The sequence below is a fragment of the Undibacterium sp. TC4M20W genome (assembly GCF_049340245.1).
Classification (GTDB): domain Bacteria; phylum Pseudomonadota; class Gammaproteobacteria; order Burkholderiales; family Burkholderiaceae_D; genus Undibacterium.
This window is the reverse complement of sequence record NZ_JBMPPI010000008.1, coordinates 117,640-134,967: the sequence shown is the minus strand read 5'-3', so window position 1 is coordinate 134,967 and position 17,328 is coordinate 117,640. Positions and strand designations below refer to the sequence as shown.

The window sequence follows — 17,328 nt, the reverse complement described above, 5'->3', positions numbered from 1 at the left end:
CTTGCAATGATTTTAAATAGGGCTATTTTATTTGTCGCATCTATTTTGCTTGTCGCCGGTACTCAAGTGGCAGCCAAGCCAATTTACAACTCTAGCTCCATAGATGATTTGTTGAATCAATCTGGAATGGAGGTTGTTACTGCGCCTGAAAAAGCCTCTGAAACTCTTAGTAAGCTAGGTGAATTGAAGAGCAATTTCACCGAGGCACAACGAAGTCGATTCTTTTTGCTTAGTGCTGCGACTTTAGGATTTAAAGGAAAGCACAAAGAAAGAGTCGAATTAGTGCAATCCGTGATAGATCAAGTTCAGGAGCCACTTTATCGGGTTAGGTTTCTTTCTCAATTGTCTTCAGGCTATACAAATCTCGGGGAATACGAAAGAGCTTTAGAGGCAATGAATCAAAGTATTTTAATTCTGCCGAAGTTAACTAGTATCGAAGCAAAAGTTGATACATTACAAGCTGCAATCAATGTGCTAAATTCTCTGCACGCGTATGATGAAGCATTGATTTACGCAGAAAGAATGTTGACTACAGCGACTTCGTCCGAAAGCAATAGTGCACAATGTCTTGCTTTAGGTGATCAGGTCGAAATCAATTTTCTGCGAGGCGAGCGACAACGCGCGAGACATATACTGCCTGATGCCATAAAAGTATGTGATTCAGCAAATAAAAACTTCTATTCGCTCTTACTTAACACTCTTGCTGCTATAGATTTGATCGATTCTGGCAATTATCTACAAGGTAAGGGCGCAGCTTTAAAATTACTTCAAGATTTTTCGCAATTAAATCAAAGTTCGGATTATGGTACTCAGTTAGAGGAGGCATTGGCTCGCGCTTATTTAAATACGGGAAATCTTGAGCAGGCCGAGCGTTTTGGTGCGCAGGCATATCAACGAGCAAAAGCCGGCAACGCAATTCATTTGATGGAGAAAACTGCAGAAACAATGGCCAGTATCAAGCGTGCTCAAGGCCAGTATCCCAGCTCGCTGGAATACTATGAAGCAGCTCTGGTGCTGAAGAATCGTGTGTTAGACGATCAATTACATAAAAATCTGGCATTCCAGCGCGTCAAGTTTGACACTCAGGATAAAGCCAATCAAATGAGTTTGCTTGAACAGAAAAACAAAATCCTTGCTGTTGAACGCGAATTAGAAAAAAAGAATAATCAAAATCTTTGGTTGTTTATTTCTTTAGTGGGAGTGATTCTGGTTGTATTGAGTTTATGGCTGATCAAAACCTTGCAGCAAAAAAATCAGTTCCGCCAGTTTTCTCAAACAGATGGTTTGACCCAGGCAGCCAATCGTATGCATTTCATTAGCTTCGCGAATGAAGCATTCAAATTGCGCACTGGTAGCGTCAGCATTATCCTGTTTGACATGGATTTGTTTAAAAATGTTAATGACACATATGGTCATGCTACAGGCGACTGGGTATTGAAAAGCGTTAGTGAAACCGTCAAGACACATTTACGCAAGGTTGATTTGTTTGGGCGGCTGGGTGGTGAAGAGTTTGGTATTTGTATGCCAGATTCAAGTCAGGCCTCAGCCTTGCAATTGGCAGAGCGCTGTCGCATGGCAATTACAATGATAGATACAGAACCTAGTGGCCATAAATTCTCACTGTCTGCCAGCTTTGGTGTGGCGACAGTTGATGGAAATGGACTTAAGAATTTTGACGAAACTCTGGAGGCCGCTGACAAGGCGCTGTACATCTCCAAAGCTGAGGGTAGAAATTGCGTTAGTGTTTTCAGGCAAGTCCCTTAAACTTGTCGATGATAATTTGTTAAAAATAGTTTTGCTTTAGTTAATACTTGAGCTTAGAATCATCCTTGGTATTACCCCCTGAACGTTTTGCCAACCAAGGAGAAAAGTATGTCTAAGTTGTTAGATTATCTGAATGCTCTTGATACTAGTGCCGCTCTTATTCAGGCGCACAAAAACGATCCGCTGCAGGCCGCACGTGATTTTGGTTTATCCGTAGATGAACAGGTTCTTATCCTGCGCCAGGACAGGCGTGAAATATCCGCCTTTCTGGATTTGCCGTTCAGGGATTTCGATGCTCTTGATACGACCGAAACTTATTTTGAGTCATGGGAAATTGCCGGTGACGAGCAAGCTCCATTTGAACAAGAAGTTGTCGCGTAATACACGTTTATGAAAAACACTTTTTGCAAACGCAATGAAGATAAAAAGTGTTGATAGCACTGTTATGTATAGAGCCGGATCATATTTGTTTCTGGCTCTATTTTTTTGTATTTGCAACCTCTTTTGTGATATTCACACCTAAAATCTATGACAATTCAAAAGCAAGGATCACTCGTTTGTGTTGGTACTGGCATGCGTATGGCGGGGCAATTGACGCCAATTGCGCAAAGCTATATTGAAACCTTTGATATCGTTATAGCTGCGGTGCCGAATATTTTTACGCGTAAATGGTTGCAGGGTGTGGCAAAGGAATATGTCTGCCTCAATGATCACTATGAGGACACCAAGATTGATGGAAAGACCAGACGTGATACCTACAGACGCATGGCTGATACTATTTTGAAAGAAGTGCGGGCTGGCAAGAAGGTATGCGCTGCCTTTTATGGTCATCCCGGCATATTCGCTTGCATTTCACATATGACAATCTCCGAAGCTCGTTTGGAAGGTTATGAAGCTCATATGGAGCCAGGAATTTCTGCATTAGATTGCCTGGTTGCTGATTTGGGCATTGATCCCGGTAGCTTTGGCATGCAGTCAATGGAATCAACACAGTTCATGATTTATAAGCGGCCCCTTGATCCTACAGCTTTGCTGGTGTTATGGCAGGTAGGCATAGCGGGTGACTTGACCTTGAAGCGTTTTGATACAGAGCCAGCTCATTTGCAGATACTGGTGAATAAATTGGCACAGTATTACCCGCTCGATCACGAAGTGATTTTGTACGAAGCCGCCACAGACCCACTGGAAAAAACACGCATAGACAAACTGCGCCTGGAGGATTTGCCTAAGATGTCTTACAGGCAAATCACTACTCTGGTGATCCCCCCAGCCAAGACGCTGGAAAGAGACCAGTCAATTATCGATGAGCTCAATGCAATCGCTGCACAGAGAGGGCAGGTCCAGCAAGCAGCTTGAGAGCCAGGATAGCTCAGGTTTTGCCTGTGCTCTGGCGCGAACGCCCTTTAAACAGAAGGCGCGTATAAATGCTATTGTTGGCATACCAGTGACAAAATCCTTTAAAAGTAGCTAAATGCTAATTTGATCAATATATTGATCTGAGCCCGCAGGTTACAAATATCTGCTTTCAATTTGATTTACACTTAATTAGAATCATTTGCGTGCGACAAAATGGTTTGTCAACAAGTTGGAGGATACTGATGAAAAAAATGATCAAAAATACATTGCTGGGTCTGGCTTTGGCCAGTGGTTTGTCGGTAGCTTGTGCGGAAGGCGTAGATACTTCTGTTGATGGCATTTTCAATGCGCTGACAACGACAAGTAATTTGCAGGCTACGGTCGATAACCTGGTCGCCAGCGGTGCTAATCCACAATCCATCGTTTCTGTTGCTGCCGCAGCCGGTATTCCTCTGGATACCGTCAAGGATTTGCAGGTATGCGTGAACTCTGCTGCACCTGATGCAACAGTACTCAGTGCTTCCTGCATGAGACAGCGTAGCCTGGTAACTGCCTATGCTGCAGGCGTGAATGATCCTATGAAATATCTGCCTGCAACTGCTGCTGGCAAACGTCAAAGCAAAGAAGTCAAAACGAATTAATCAATTAGTTCAGGGTGACAAAAAAGCAGACATGTTGAATATGTCTGCTTTTTTTATTTTGAGACCCCTGCTATTTGCTGCCCTGACCGTGATAAGCGAGGAGAGTGCTCTCAGGTCTTGTTCCTCAATGGCTCCAGCAATTCTTTGAGGTTGTTGTGATCGATCTCATACATCAATTCCAGTAGCCGGCCTATCTCCCCTTTGGGGAAACCTTGACGCGCAAACCAGCCCAGGTAATTGCCGGGCAGGTCAGCGATGACAGTATCCTTGTATTTACCATAGGGCATCTTGAAACTCAGCAGTCTTTGCAGATCGTCCGATTGCATGAACTAGTCCTCGGATTTCTTGCCAGACTCAACGGGCGGCGGCGTGCTGGTAGCTGGCTGGCTTGCGCTTGTCGCCGCTGGGGCCGCAGGCGTTACACCAACAGTCTTTTTTTCTTCTTCCATATCCTGGATATACGGAACCGCATCCAGATAACGATCGACGAGTTCAAAGAACTGCTCATAAAACTGGCCAGTAGGAATGGTTTCGCTGGCGACCTTGACCAGGGCATCGTCAGTTGAGCCAAATGGCAGTGACACTGAACCCAGGGCGCTGACGCCTATGCTCGCCGAAGTGTTACTCTTTTTCAGGGAGTAACGGTCGCGAACGGCATTTGCAAAAACGGTCGTGCTATTGCTGCCTTTGCTGTTGGCAACGCAGACGACGTTAAATTCAATTTCTGCGTGAATGTCTGCTTCTGGCTGGTATTTCCTGCGGCCTTTGAGTACGGATGGTTTCCATTCACTGATGACGTAACCCTGGCTGAGCAAGGCACGGCGCGCTGCCTCACAGGCGCTTTTTTCGGTGCCGGGAAAGGCGCGGGTAAATACGCCAGTAGCACCAAACTCTTCGTGCTGCAGCCCCGCATGTTTGGAGCTGGTGGTGCAGGCGCTTAACAAGGCAAGAGCGAGGGGTACTAATAATTTGCGATGAATCATCTTTATTTCAATTAATTGCTAGTTGAGGCGGGTATCTGAGGATACAGACGCTTAAGCCAGCGCTTCCTTGGCCGCCTCTTCCGGTGTTAATCCATCAAAAAACAGATCGGTGAACCATTCTATCTGTTCCTCTATATGATCCTGGGCCTGGCTCACGGTGGCACCACCAGCGACCAGGAAGCCTTCTACTTCCGTGCACCAGGCAATCAGCGCCTCGGTTTCCGGGTCGAGTTCATTCTTTTTTGTCATGATGTTTCTTTCTTGCTTATATCAACGTAAGCCGTATTTTAACTTGTCAGCACATGCAAGGTGTTACCGCTACATTAAATACAAAATTACAAGTGCCAGATTATCAAGATATAACGCGCTGAGGAGGGATTTGGGTGACAGATATCGTGGAAAATTTTAAGCCCAAAGAATTCGCCATCTATGAAGGACCACGAACTCTTTTTTTGAACGCATCGAGCCGTTTTAATGCAAGATCAATAATAGATTGTAGTTTGATCGTTTTAAATCTGACTTTTCCAGCTCGAAAAGCAAATATTTGAAGCGCTCGATAGGATAGATTCGGACGGCAAGACTGACCTGTGAGGAAGCAGTTGGCCTATGTGCCCGTTGAGCCACGGTCTTCTTGAAGGCCAGACTCGAAGTCGCAGGGCGAAAACAGAACATGCCAAAAGGTATGACTGCCCCTGCAAAAGTATTGCCCGGTTTGATTTGCCTTTCGGCGGCTTGATTTCTTATGCAAGATCAGTCCCCGCCTTTGCGTGAGGTTGTCGCAAACAATGTAGCGCAATTGAAGCAAAAAATTGCTGGCGGCGACGCACGGTTTTTCCAAAAATTCTATAGCGTTGTTGCCTTAGTCCGACCGCGCGCAGATATTAAACAGCTTGCATACTACTGCCCCGTACTATCAATTTCACTGCAAGTGTTGTCTCCAGGTTTTCTTGTTGTGCATTGCGTAGAAGCATCGCTACTCCTTCTGCGCCTAGTTCTTCTTTATCCACGGCGATGCTACTTAACGCTGGATGAGCGTTCACTGCAGCAAGGATATCGTCAAAACCAACAATAGCAATATCGTCAGGAACCTTTACCCCCTTATCAAGAAATGCAGCCATAGCGGTCAAGGCAGTATGGTCGTTGTAGCAAAATAGAGCATCTGGTGGCTCAGACATGGAAAGTAAATCTGTGACTGCTTGCCTTACCAATTTATCTTCTTCTGCCTGATGTGGAATCGCAATTTCATATTCTGGATTGGTCAGTATTTTTGCGTCAAACAAGGCCTTACGAAAACCGTGAATACGTTCTTGAATACTGTAGTGTGCATGAGGACCTGTCAGCATAGCTATCCGTTTGCGGCCCGTTTTTATCAAGTGCTGTGTGGCCAGATAGGCACCCAGGCGATGATTTGGGTTAATCGAGGTGTAACCGGGCAGGTGCATATCGATCAGCACCATGGGTTTTCCTGAAGTGCGTATCGATTGCAGTAATTCTGTTTCAAAATATCCTGCACACAGAATGGCGTCTGGCTTATGCACCCTGATTTGATCCATCACTGGCTCCGCTGGACCAACTGCGATAAATGACAAAGTAATTCCAGCTCGCCTGCAGGCTGCTTCTGCTCCATGCAAAACGATAGAATAAAATGGGCTGCTCGACAAATTATTGTGCTGCCTGTGTAAAAGGAAGGCGATGCGACGTATGCGCCCAGGCCTTAATCTTGACAGGTCGTAACCCATTTCTTGCGCTGCATTAAAGACCAATACGCGCGTGGCTTCTGTCAAGCCAGTCTGATTTTTGAGTGCACGAGAAATCGTCCCCACTGAAAAACCAGTAGCTTCAGCCAGGTCACGTATGGTTATGCACATGCTATTAGAGAGAAAAATAGAGTCATCATAATTTGCTAAACAAATTTAAGTCGCTGTAATAAAAATTGTCTTTCGCGAACGTCGAAATAGTGAGGTTGTTGCCGTCGAAGCGGCTTTGACCGCAAACTACAGAAACTCATCTTTCTAAGTTGGTCCAAGTTTTTGAACAAAACGCATGCCCGTCGCCAGCAAACCTTCACGATAATAGAATCGTTGGGCCATAGGTTTTTGCAGACTGGTATCTAGTACGATAAAGCTACAATCGAGCCGTTTAGCTTCGTCGCGAACCTTGTCGAGCAGATCTGCACCAAGTCCTGAATTTCGCAGCGATACGGCGACAACTAAGTCGTCCACATATAGGTGTCGCCCGTAAAGCATGTTCTCTGATTCACGAAATCCGATCAGTCCGGCCAATTTTTCGTCCTGCCAAAGGCCTGATAATCGATATCCTTGTTGTGATTGACGATCTATTTGTTGCGCGAATGAGTCCAGATCTCCTAACTGTGGCCGGAGCTGTCGCATCAGTTCAAACCCTGCCTCAATATCAGCTTGGCTCTGCAACTGTTTGAACTCTCTACGCTTCATAAGCGGCTTCTAATCGACGAAAGGATGTTAGTGTACTATCCTCAAGCGTGACGCTATAGAGCCAAAAACTGGAAAAACGACTAGGACATGTTATTGGAAAATATTTTTATTAATAAGGAAGAAACGCCCCCTTTGTATCGACAGATTTACTTACGTTTCAGTAATTCCATCTCTGATGGTCGCTTGAAACCGGGTGATCGCGTACCTTCTGTCCGCGCGTTGGCTTCGGAGCTAAATCTGGCGCGAGGCACAATCGAAACTGCCTACCAGTTGTTGATCAATGACGGATATCTGATAGGGCGCGGAGCTGCCGGAACAATTGTGTCGCCGTTTATTAAGCCCGTCCCGCCAATCTCGACAACACCACTTAGTTCATTGGCTCAAAATTCTCTTGTTCACTCAGGCGAAGCGCCATTGCCATTTCAAATGGGACTGCCAGCGCTAGATGCATTTCCTCGCAAGCTATGGAACCGAATTGCCTCAAACGAATTGCGGCATTCCTTTTTAGACAGTTCAATTTGTCCAGATGCAAGGGGCCATTTGTCGTTACGAACGGCGGTTGCGGGGTACCTCGGCGTTTCCCGAGGTATATCTTGCACTCCAGGCCAGGTTTTCATTGTCGCGGGTTACCGGGCATGCCTTGACTTAATTTGCCGTAGCTTGTTGCAAACTGGCGATAGTTGCTGGGTGGAAGATCCCGGATATTTTGCAAGCAATAACTTTTTTAGAGAGGCCGGAGCAAAATTGATACCAGTACCTGTGGATGGTGATGGAATGGTAGTTGAAGCAGGTATTGAGCTAATGCCGGATGCACGCTTTGCAGTTGTCACGCCGACACATCAGAGTCCACTATGCGTTGCATTGTCGATGCCTCGTCGCCGGGCTTTGTTGGATTGGGCGAGTGATCAGGAAAGCTGGATTGTAGAAGATGACTACGACAGTGAGTATAGATATAACGGTCGGCCATTACCCGCACTAAAAAGCTTGGATGTGCAGAACCGGGTTTTGTATTGTGGAACGTTCAGCAAGGTGCTGTTGCCTGGTTTGAGACTTGCGTATTTAGTGGTGCCAGAAAAACTTGTTCCTCGTTTCACCGAGATGACTGACAAAATGCACAGCCATTGCCCTCATTTATGGCAGGTAACGACTGCCAGATTTATTGAAGGGGGACATTTTGGGCGTCATCTTAAAAAAATGAGGGATCTCTACTCGAAGCGGCGGCAACTACTGAGCGACGCATTGCTCGCAAAACTTGCTGACCGGCTGTCTATTGATCATCAGGTAGGAGGTATGCATCTGCTTGCGCGCTTGGGCAAGGGCTTGGACGATTGTGTCATTTCAGAAAATGCACAACGTGCTGGACTGAGTGTTCAGCCGCTGTCCAGATCGTATATTTCAGCAACCGCAGAGCGTGGCTTGCTGTTGAGCTTTACGAACGTGATCGACAGAGAGCAGGCAGCGGAATTGGCTGAGCGCCTTGCTCAAGCATTTGTCAGTCAGTGAAACGCCGCCCGTATTACGCAGTTACGCAGCGCTTTATTGATAGATGGATTGGCTTGCTTGCGAAATTTGCAAGTACAACAGACTCAAATCAATTTCTCTGAGCCCTCTGTGCCTTCTGTGCCTCTGTGTCGGCAGATTTTTTGAGCCGCCTTGAATTTAAAAGCTACCCGCAAACTGATAACGCTTACCCGGATGCCACATCGTCACGCAGGTAGCGATCATGTCGCGCGAGCGGGTGGTTCTGTGCAAGACCAGGCAGGCTTCTTTGGCTGAGATATGCAACATCTCGGCGATCTGTTTGGGTGGCAGCACTGCTTCTATGCTGTAATCAACCCCTTGCAAAGGCGCGACTGCGACCAGGTATTCGTTTGGGGTCATGATGCTGAAGTCTTGTTGCAGGTATTCTGGCGTTACGCTGGAGTTGACCCAGCGGTCTTCAACCTGTATCGCCACTTCGTTCTCAAAATGGACGATGACGGAATGGAATAAGCTATGGCCCGCCTTGACCTGGAATTTTGCTGCCAGTTGCTCGCTCGCGGTTTCTGCTTTTAACTCATGCAGTTCGCTGCGGTGAGTATGGCCGCGTGAGCGGATTTCTTCTGCGATGCTTTTGATTGCCACCAGTGTTGCCTGGTATTTTTGTTGTGCTACATAAGTGCCTGAGCCCTGTATGCGTGTCAGGATTTGTTCGCTGGTGAGTTCGCGCACGGCGCGGTTGACTGTCATGCGTGAGACACCAAACTGGCTGGCCAGCGCAGTTTCGGCGGGGATGGCATCACCTTCTTTCCACTTGCCTGACTGGATTTCCTGGAGCAGGGTATCTTTGATGACTTGAAACGCTGGGGTATCTGGCTTGCTGGGTTTCACAGTATGGCTGACATGGGAGTGATAGGTGTTTGCATTTTCTCATAGCACAGCGGTGATAGCGAATATATTGGCAGGTCTGTCACTAAGTGTCACTTGCTATCACTTAGTGTCCCTTAGTGCCGCTTAAGCTCACTTCTTGCGCGGTGATGCAGAAAATTTGCCGGCAATATCTAGTTCACGAAAACGCATGAGGATGAAATCGACAAACAGCCTGGTCTTGGCTGGCATCAGCTTGCTGCTGGAGTAGTAGAGCGAAATAGGGCCAATATCCGCATACCAGCTGGGTAGCAGGCGTAGCAATGTGCCGCTTTCCAGATAAGGCAATGCATGCAGCCTCGGCACCATGGCGACACCCAGATCTAGCAAGGCAGCACGGCACATGGCTTCCGGGTCATCCATGATAATACGTGTCTTCAATTCCATATGCGCTTCTTCACCCGCAGCATTGCGTAACGTCCACGAGCGCAGCCTGCCACTTTGTGGCGAGCGGCGCATGATGCCATCCAGGTGAGCCAGGTCTGCGGGTTTTGTTGGCATATTGTGAGCCGCGATATAGGCTGGCGAAGCAACCGGTATGACATGAGCACGCCCGATTTCACGCGCAATAACACCCGGCACCAGTTCTATGCCACCGCCGATGGCAACATCAAAACCTTCAGCGATGATATCTACGCTGCGGTTATCAAAATGCAGATCGGGTATGACATCAGGGTAAGTGTTAATAAAATCATTTACCGCAGGCAAAACATAATCTCGCCCAAAGGCCAGCGCCAGGCTGATCTTTAATACGCCAGCGGGTTTGCCGGCGACGTTTTCTACATTCGCCAGTGCAGCCTGTATGCTGTCCAGCCCACCCTTGATCTGCGCCAGGAATACTTCTCCCGCCTCCGTCAACATCAGGCTGCGCGTGCTGCGCTGGAACAAGCGTATGCCCAGACGCGACTCCAGCTTGGCGACATTTTTACTGACAGCCGCTGGCGTCAGACCCAGGTTACGTGCTGCCTGGGAAAAACTGCCTGCCTCGGCACTGCGGACGAAAGATTCTATGCTTGCCAGTGTTTCCATGATTCTCTCTGCGTTCAGTCTTTGATCTTGATTATTAGCTTCACTCTACTTTCAACCTTTGGTTGAAAGTGATGTTATCGATTATGGACTACTTGTAATCATTTAAAAAGCACAAAATAGCTACATCCAATCACGGATTACAGAAATTAAACCGAATCAAACTTAAGCAAGTCAACTACACAGGAGAACGACATGACACAAGCATTCAGTACACAAGCACTTAGCACACAAGCAAACACATCCAAAGCAAACCTGGCTGGTAAAACAGCCCTGGTGACCGGCGGTTCACGCGGTATAGGTGCAGCCATTGCACGCAAACTGGCAACAGATGGCGCAGCAGTTGCCATCACTTATTCCAGCAGCGCGCAGCAGGCAGAACAACTGGTGGCAGATATACGCTCAACGGGCGGCAAGGCTCTGGCTATCCGTGCTGATGCGCAAGATGCCGATGCAGTTAAACAGGCAGTGGCAAAAACGGTCGCAGAATTTGGCGGTCTCGATATCCTGGTCAACAATGCGGGTGCACTGGTCGCTGGCAGCATTGCAGATATCAGCATGGACGATTATCAACGCCTGATCGCTGTCAACGTGACAGGCGTGTTTGTCGCCTCGCAAGAAGCACAGCGTCATATGAAAGAGGGTGGCCGTATCATCAACATAGGTAGCGTCAACAGTGATTATGTGCCTGTACCTGGCTTGTCGCTGTATGCGCTGACCAAAGGAGCGGTAGCCTCTTTCACCCGCGGCCTGGCACGCGATCTGGGCGCACGCGGCATCACCGTTAATAATGTACAGCCAGGCCCGGTTGATACAGAAATGAATCCGGCCAACGGTGCTTTTGCTGACACCATGCGCAGCTACATGGCGACAGGCAAATACGGTACAGGCACACAGATTGCCAGCCTGGTTGCCTACCTGGCGAGTGAAGATGCAGCATTCATTACCGGTGCCAATCTCAAGGCTGATGGTGGCTTTGATGCCTGATATGCTTGATGTGGGCAGATAAAAAAATGCATGAATCAAAGAGCCGGATTGCCTGCAGGTTGGTGCAGCGCAGCCCGGCTTTTTTTGTGTGACAATAATGGCCGAATCCGGCGGGATATATCCTGCCGTATTGCGTAAGATTTCGATGTTTTCTATCTGATTAACATTTGGAGTTTTCATGACAGCCACAAGCTTTAGTAAATTCAGCGAACTGCACGCTGGCGCGGCACCCTTGTTGTTGCCCAACGCCTGGGATGCGGCCAGTGCTATCTTGTTTGAACGTGATGGTGCCAGCGCAATTGCCACCTCCAGTGCCTCGCTGGCCTGGGCACTGGGTTATGCAGATGGTGGCACCTTGCCCCGTGAAGAATTGCTGGCAGCCGTACGACGCATCATGCGTGTCATCAAAGTGCCTTTGTCCGTGGATATTGAAGATGGCTATAGCGACGATGCCGACGCCGTTGCCAGCCTGGTAGCCGACTTGCAGCAGTATGGCGTGGCTGGTATCAATCTTGAAGATGGCGGTGGTACACCTGAATTGCTGGTCGCGAAAATTAAGGCCATACGTAGCAAGCTGGCAGGTGCCGGATTTTTCATCAACGCCAGGACAGATGTTTATTTGCGTGGACTGGCGAGTGGCGATGCTGCCATACAAATGGCGATTAACCGTGCGCAAGCCTATCAGGCTGCCGGAGCCAGTGCTGCCTTTTTGCCAGGGCTATGCGACGCTGCAAGCATTTCTACAATTGCTCAGGCACTCGATATTCCAGTCAATATCATGGCTGTGCCAGGCATGCCAGACATCAGTCAATTGTTCGACGCCGGCTGCCGTCGTTTTTCGCTAGGGCCTGTGCCTTTCCAGCTTGCTTATCACCACGGCAGAGAGGGCGTGCACCAGTTTTTGCATCAAGGGCAGACAGCTGCATTATTCAAACATGAGCTAAGCTATCCATCTATGAATGCGGCTTTGAATATTGATGGCTGACATGTATTGCTAATAGATGGAAAAACAGATCATCCATGCGGGATGATCTGAAAAATATTCATGAATTTGACTGGGTTTAATTCATGGCGTGAGTTGCAATGCCCACGCTTCCCAGTCCCTTACCGGTTCACCACCAAGCTGTCTGTAGAACTGTTTTGCATTGCTATTGTCTGGTAGCACATCCCATTTCAATCTGCCGCAACCATGCTGCCTGGCATCGGCTATGACGGTTTCCATCAATGCCTTGCCTATGCCAAGCTGGCGTGCAGTTGCGCTGACATACAATTCTTTGAGTCGCCAGTCCGGGCGCAGGTCATAGGTGAAAGCGACCTCGACCATGACTGCATAGCCCAGCAAGGCACCTGTTGGTGCTGCCGCCACATAGGCCCTGAATTGCGGCTGTTCTGTATCCAGACCACGTTCCAGCAAGTCTTCAACGGTAACGCTAAATCCAGCTAGGTAGCCTTCAAAGGCGGCCAGTTCGCGCATCAGTTTCAACAAATCTGTTGCGTCGCAGGCCAGAGCAGGGCGTACGTTGAATTCGGTTGCTCCCGCGCTCATGCCAGTTCAGTGACTTCTGTTGTCAGACTGAATCCTTCATCGAGCCAGCCAGTGATGCCGCCTATCATGATTTTGACCGGGCGGCCAAGCTGCGCCAGCCTGATCGCCGCCTTGGTTGCGCCGTTGCAATGCGGGCCGGCGCAATAAGTCACAAACAGGGTATCTGCCGGATAGCTGGCCAGTTTTGAGGCAATGATTTTTCCCCTTAGCAGATTGATTGCGCCAGGTACGTGGCCTTTGGCATAAGACTCGGGGCTGCGCACGTCGAGCAAGACAAAATCGGCCTTGCCTTCAGACATGGCGTGGTGGGTATCCCAGCAATCTGTCTCAAAACGCAGGCTGTCTGCAAAATGGGCGATGGCTTCCTGGTTGCTGGCTGCGGCGACTTCAGTGACGACGGACATGGTGTTTGCCTTTCATGAGTGGGTTGACTATGTAGCTATTCTCGACCTTTTTTACATGGGTAAGTAGTGGCGTTAACGGCATGATCCGGTAATATCTCGCCAAAATGGCGAATGACTAAAATTTTTGCAGTTCCCCTTTATTATTCGCTTGCAAAAGTTGTATATACAACTTAAACTTTCTCTCAATGATTCAGCTTTGTCCGGTTTTGCGCATGTTTGCTGGCTTGACCGGATTCTTAAATTTGGGCGGTACATCTGCGATTTTGCCGCTATCCTGTATTCACTGACTGATGGAGAGAGACTATGAACAACGATCCACGCTGGGATGCCAGCCGCGAAATCCACGCACCACGCGGCGCAGAAAAAACCTGCAAGACCTGGGTAGCCGAAGCGGCTTATCGCATGATTCAGAATAATCTTGACCCTGCAGTAGCAGAAAACCCCAAGCATCTGGTCGTCTATGGCGGCATAGGCCGTGCAGCCCGTAACTGGGAATGTTATGACCAGATTCTGGCATCGCTGAAAGAACTGGGTGAAGATGAAACCCTGCTGATACAGTCAGGCAAACCGGTAGGCGTGTTCAAGACCCATGAAGACGCACCCCGTGTACTGATCGCCAATTCCAACCTGGTACCAAAATGGGCCAACTGGGAACATTTCAATGAACTCGACCGCAAAGGCCTGTTCATGTATGGCCAGATGACTGCCGGTAGCTGGATTTATATAGGTACGCAAGGCATCGTCCAGGGGACTTATGAAACCTTTGCCGAGGCAGGCCGTCAGCATTTCAATGGTGACTGGGGTGGCCGCTGGATATTGACCGCAGGCCTCGGTGGCATGGGTGGCGCACAACCACTGGCCGCCAGCTTTGCCGGTGCAGTATCGCTGAATATTGAATGTCAGCAATCAAGCATAGACTTCCGGCTACGTACCCGCTATGTCGACAAGCAAGCCAAAGATCTCGATGATGCACTGGCACTTATCAAACATCATTGCGACCGTAAAGAAGCGGTATCCATCGCCTTGCTCGGCAATGCTGCAGAAATATTGCCTGAGCTGGTCAAGCGCGCAAAAGCGGGTGGCATGAAACCTGATCTGGTAACGGATCAAACCTCTGCCCATGACCTCATCAATGGTTACCTGCCTATAGGCTGGACAGTCGCTGAGTGGAAGGCTGCGCAACAAGACGTTGCCCAGCATGCCAAACTGACCGCCGATGCATCACAAGCCTGCGCTGTGCATGTACAAGCCATGCTGGATTTTCACGCCATGGGCATACCGACAGTTGATTACGGCAATAATATCCGTCAGGTGGCTTTTGACACTGGCGTCAAGAATGCCTTTGACTTCCCTGGCTTTGTACCTGCATATATCCGCCCGCTGTTCTGTGACGGCAAAGGCCCATTCCGTTGGGTAGCTCTGTCGGGCGACCCGGAAGATATCCGCAAGACTGATGCCAAGATCAAGGAACTGTTCCCTGAAAATAAAGGCGTACACAAATGGCTGGAAATGGCCGGTGAGCGCATTGCCTTCCAGGGTTTGCCTGCACGTATTTGCTGGCTGGGCCTGGGTGAGCGTCATATTGCTGGTTTGGCCTTCAATGAAATGGTCAAAAATGGCGAATTGAAAGCACCGATCGTCATTGGTCGTGACCATCTGGACACAGGCTCTGTCGCCAGCCCCAACCGCGAAACCGAAGGCATGCGCGATGGTACAGACGCAGTCTCCGACTGGCCTTTGCTGAATGCTTTGCTCAATACCGCTGGCGGCGCCAGCTGGGTATCGCTGCATCATGGTGGTGGTGTGGGCATGGGTTACTCTCAGCATTCTGGCATGGTCATCGTTGCTGATGGTACAGATGCCGCGGCTAAACGCTTGGCGCGCGTACTGGTTAATGACTGCGGTTCTGGCGTTATGCGTCATGCGGATGCGGGCTATGAACAGGCGGTTGCTTGTGCTGAGCGTGAGGGTTTGAATTTGCCCATGATTAAGGGCGGTAAGTAAGCATAAGTGATTGGGATAATGCCGTAGGTTGGGCTACGGTTTGCCAGCCCAACACTCAGCGTTTAAAGAACGTATTTTTTTATCGACGGCCCAGTGTTGGGCTGATGAGGCGTAGCCCAACCTACGAAGCTCCAGCCTGGGCTGGAATGACGACATTAAAAGTATTCAGGAAAAACACATGAGTAATCATTTTGAAATTCAACCCGGCCAATTCACACTGAGCGACTTGCGCTCTATCTGGATCAAGGCGCAGCCTTTGAAGCTGGCCGAATCTGCCTATGCAGCCATCAATGCATCTTCAGCCACTATCGATAAAATCGTTGCCAAGGGCGATGCTGCTTATGGCATCAATACCGGTTTCGGCAAACTGGCCAAGACCCGTATCCCTGATGACCAACTGGAACTCTTGCAGCGCAATCTCATTCTGTCGCATTCCGTTGGCTCTGGCGAATTCATTTCTGATGAAATCGTGCGTCTGATTTTGGCGATGAAGATCGCCAGCCTGGCGCGTGGTGTATCTGGCATACGTGCTTCTGTGATCGACAGCATGATCGCCATGTATAACGCAGGCATCATGCCGACTATCCCGGTCAAGGGTTCGGTGGGTGCATCCGGTGATCTGGCACCTTTGTCGCATATGACCCTGGCTTTGCTGGGTGAGGGCGATGCGCGGGTGAATGGCAAACTGGTGCCAGCCAAAGAAGCACTGGCCGCCGCCGGTATCAAGCCTGTCGTTCTGGCAGCGAAGGAAGGCCTGGCACTTATTAACGGTACGCAAGTGTCCACTGCGCTGGCATTGAATGGCCTGTTCCTGGCAGAGCGTTTGCTGGAAGCTGGCACTATTACCGGTTCCTTATCAGTTGATGCTGCCAAGGGCAGTGATGCACCATTTGATGCGCGCATCCATAGCAGCCGCGGCCAGCCTGGCCAGATTGCGACTGCACAAATTTATCGCAGCCTGCTGGAAGGCAGTGAAATCCGTCAGTCCCATCTCGTCAATGATGAACGCGTGCAAGATCCATATTGCCTGCGTTGCCAGCCGCAAGTCATGGGTGCCTGCCTCGACATCATCAATAATGCAGCACGCACTTTGCTGATAGAAGCGAATGCTGTTACCGACAATCCATTGGTGTTCGTGGAAACTGGCGAAGTCATTTCTGGTGGCAACTTCCATGCAGAGCCTGTCGCATTTGCAGCAGATACCCTGGCGCTGGCGATAGCAGAAATTGGTTCCATCTCTGAACGCCGCATCGCCTTGCTGATCGATTCATCGATTTCTGGCCTGCCACCTTTCCTGGTGCCTTCTTCTGGTTTGAATTCTGGTTTCATGATCGCTCACGTGACAGCAGCAGCGCTTGCTTCTGAAAACAAGTCACATGCTCATCCATCCAGTGTTGACAGTATTCCGACTTCTGCGAATCAGGAGGACCATGTAAGTATGGCGACCTACGGCGCACGCCGTTTGCATGAAATGGCCCACAATACGGCGACTATCGTTGGCATAGAATTGCTGGCCGCAGCACAGGGTGTGGACTTCCATGCCCCTTTGCAAACATCGGCGATGCTGAAGCAAGTCCACACGCTTTTGCGCGAAAAAGTGGCTTTCTATGATAAGGACAGGTTCTTTGCACCTGATATAGAAGCAGCAAAAGCATTGGTCGTCGAAGGCCATCTGAGCGCGCAATGCCAGCAGTTGTACCAAAATCTGTATTTGGCCTGATTCTGCTTGAACCTGAGCAGTTTGTATTAAGATAGTGG

Annotated in this window: 18 protein-coding genes; 9 read left to right on the top strand and 9 right to left on the bottom strand. The window is 49.1% G+C overall.

What is annotated here, in order from left to right:
- The first annotated feature begins 6 nt into the window (after positions 1-6).
- From ACO0LL_RS12645 to ACO0LL_RS12630, 4 genes are all read left to right on the top strand, one after another.
- Positions 7-1,764: a tetratricopeptide repeat-containing diguanylate cyclase gene (locus ACO0LL_RS12645; protein ID WP_422951215.1), complete on the top strand. Its 1,758-nt coding sequence runs from the start codon at positions 7-9 to the stop codon at positions 1,762-1,764.
- A gap of 108 nt (positions 1,765-1,872) precedes the next feature.
- Positions 1,873-2,145, top strand: coding sequence for a hypothetical protein (locus ACO0LL_RS12640; protein ID WP_422951214.1), 273 nt, complete (start codon positions 1,873-1,875; stop codon positions 2,143-2,145).
- Positions 2,146-2,292: 147 nt separating this feature from the next.
- Positions 2,293-3,120 carry an SAM-dependent methyltransferase gene (locus ACO0LL_RS12635; RefSeq protein ID WP_422951213.1) on the top strand — a complete coding sequence of 276 codons (828 nt, stop codon included), beginning with the start codon at positions 2,293-2,295 and terminating at the stop codon, positions 3,118-3,120.
- 242 nt (positions 3,121-3,362) lie between these two features.
- Positions 3,363-3,761: a hypothetical protein gene (locus ACO0LL_RS12630; RefSeq protein ID WP_422951212.1), complete on the top strand. Its 399-nt coding sequence runs from the start codon at positions 3,363-3,365 to the stop codon at positions 3,759-3,761.
- Between the two features lie 110 nt (positions 3,762-3,871).
- Here the strand turns inward: ACO0LL_RS12630 and ACO0LL_RS12625 are convergent, their stop codons facing one another.
- The 5 genes from ACO0LL_RS12625 to ACO0LL_RS12605 form a co-directional block, all read right to left on the bottom strand.
- A complete protein-coding gene (locus tag ACO0LL_RS12625; protein WP_422951211.1) occupies positions 3,872-4,087 on the bottom strand; it encodes a DUF3820 family protein in 216 nt (71 codons plus the stop codon).
- Positions 4,088-4,090: 3 nt separating this feature from the next.
- Complete coding sequence (locus ACO0LL_RS12620; RefSeq protein ID WP_422951210.1) at positions 4,091-4,744, bottom strand: DUF2242 domain-containing protein; 654 nt, start codon at positions 4,742-4,744, stop codon at positions 4,091-4,093.
- Between the two features lie 51 nt (positions 4,745-4,795).
- Positions 4,796-4,993, bottom strand: a complete 198-nt coding sequence (locus tag ACO0LL_RS12615) for a hypothetical protein (protein ID WP_422951209.1) — start codon at positions 4,991-4,993, stop codon at positions 4,796-4,798.
- 632 nt (positions 4,994-5,625) lie between these two features.
- The gene (locus tag ACO0LL_RS12610) at positions 5,626-6,612 is read right to left on the bottom strand and encodes a LacI family DNA-binding transcriptional regulator (protein WP_422951208.1); all 987 of its coding nucleotides are present in this window, start codon (positions 6,610-6,612) and stop codon (positions 5,626-5,628) included.
- Between the two features lie 144 nt (positions 6,613-6,756).
- Positions 6,757-7,197 carry a GNAT family N-acetyltransferase gene (locus tag ACO0LL_RS12605; protein WP_422951207.1) on the bottom strand — a complete coding sequence of 147 codons (441 nt, stop codon included), beginning with the start codon at positions 7,195-7,197 and terminating at the stop codon, positions 6,757-6,759.
- 87 nt (positions 7,198-7,284) lie between these two features.
- Here ACO0LL_RS12605 and ACO0LL_RS12600 point away from each other — a divergent pair, with 87 nt between their 5' ends.
- Positions 7,285-8,700 (top strand): PLP-dependent aminotransferase family protein, encoded by a 1,416-nt coding sequence (locus tag ACO0LL_RS12600; protein ID WP_422951206.1) that lies wholly within the window; start codon positions 7,285-7,287, stop codon positions 8,698-8,700.
- A gap of 156 nt (positions 8,701-8,856) precedes the next feature.
- On the opposite strand, the gene hutC is transcribed toward ACO0LL_RS12600, so the two are convergent.
- Both hutC and ACO0LL_RS12590 read right to left on the bottom strand, forming a co-directional pair.
- Positions 8,857-9,567, bottom strand: a complete 711-nt coding sequence (gene hutC / locus ACO0LL_RS12595; RefSeq protein WP_422951205.1) for a histidine utilization repressor — start codon at positions 9,565-9,567, stop codon at positions 8,857-8,859.
- A 129-nt stretch (positions 9,568-9,696) separates the two neighbouring features.
- The gene (locus tag ACO0LL_RS12590) at positions 9,697-10,632 is read right to left on the bottom strand and encodes a LysR family transcriptional regulator (RefSeq protein WP_422951204.1); all 936 of its coding nucleotides are present in this window, start codon (positions 10,630-10,632) and stop codon (positions 9,697-9,699) included.
- Between the two features lie 192 nt (positions 10,633-10,824).
- Here ACO0LL_RS12590 and ACO0LL_RS12585 point away from each other — a divergent pair, with 192 nt between their 5' ends.
- Positions 10,825-11,616 carry a 3-oxoacyl-ACP reductase family protein gene (locus ACO0LL_RS12585; protein WP_422951203.1) on the top strand — a complete coding sequence of 264 codons (792 nt, stop codon included), beginning with the start codon at positions 10,825-10,827 and terminating at the stop codon, positions 11,614-11,616.
- Positions 11,617-11,794: 178 nt separating this feature from the next.
- Positions 11,795-12,601: an isocitrate lyase/PEP mutase family protein gene (locus ACO0LL_RS12580; protein ID WP_422951202.1), complete on the top strand. Its 807-nt coding sequence runs from the start codon at positions 11,795-11,797 to the stop codon at positions 12,599-12,601.
- Between the two features lie 81 nt (positions 12,602-12,682).
- Here the strand turns inward: ACO0LL_RS12580 and ACO0LL_RS12575 are convergent, their stop codons facing one another.
- Together ACO0LL_RS12575 and ACO0LL_RS12570 are read right to left on the bottom strand one after the other, a co-directional pair.
- Positions 12,683-13,162: a GNAT family N-acetyltransferase gene (locus ACO0LL_RS12575; protein ID WP_422951201.1), complete on the bottom strand. Its 480-nt coding sequence runs from the start codon at positions 13,160-13,162 to the stop codon at positions 12,683-12,685.
- Positions 13,159-13,566: a rhodanese-like domain-containing protein gene (locus ACO0LL_RS12570; protein ID WP_422951200.1), complete on the bottom strand. Its 408-nt coding sequence runs from the start codon at positions 13,564-13,566 to the stop codon at positions 13,159-13,161. Before ACO0LL_RS12570 ends, ACO0LL_RS12575 begins: the two co-directional genes overlap by 4 nt.
- A 303-nt stretch (positions 13,567-13,869) precedes the next feature.
- Between ACO0LL_RS12570 and hutU the strand changes: the two genes are divergently transcribed.
- Together hutU and hutH are read left to right on the top strand one after the other, a co-directional pair.
- Entirely contained in the window at positions 13,870-15,570 is a 1,701-nt protein-coding gene (gene hutU, locus ACO0LL_RS12565; RefSeq protein WP_422951199.1) for a urocanate hydratase, read from the top strand.
- Between the two features lie 178 nt (positions 15,571-15,748).
- On the top strand, positions 15,749-17,290 hold the full coding sequence (hutH, locus tag ACO0LL_RS12560) for a histidine ammonia-lyase (RefSeq protein WP_422951198.1): 1,542 nt from the start codon (positions 15,749-15,751) through the stop codon (positions 17,288-17,290).
- The last annotated feature ends 38 nt before the right edge of the window (positions 17,291-17,328 follow it).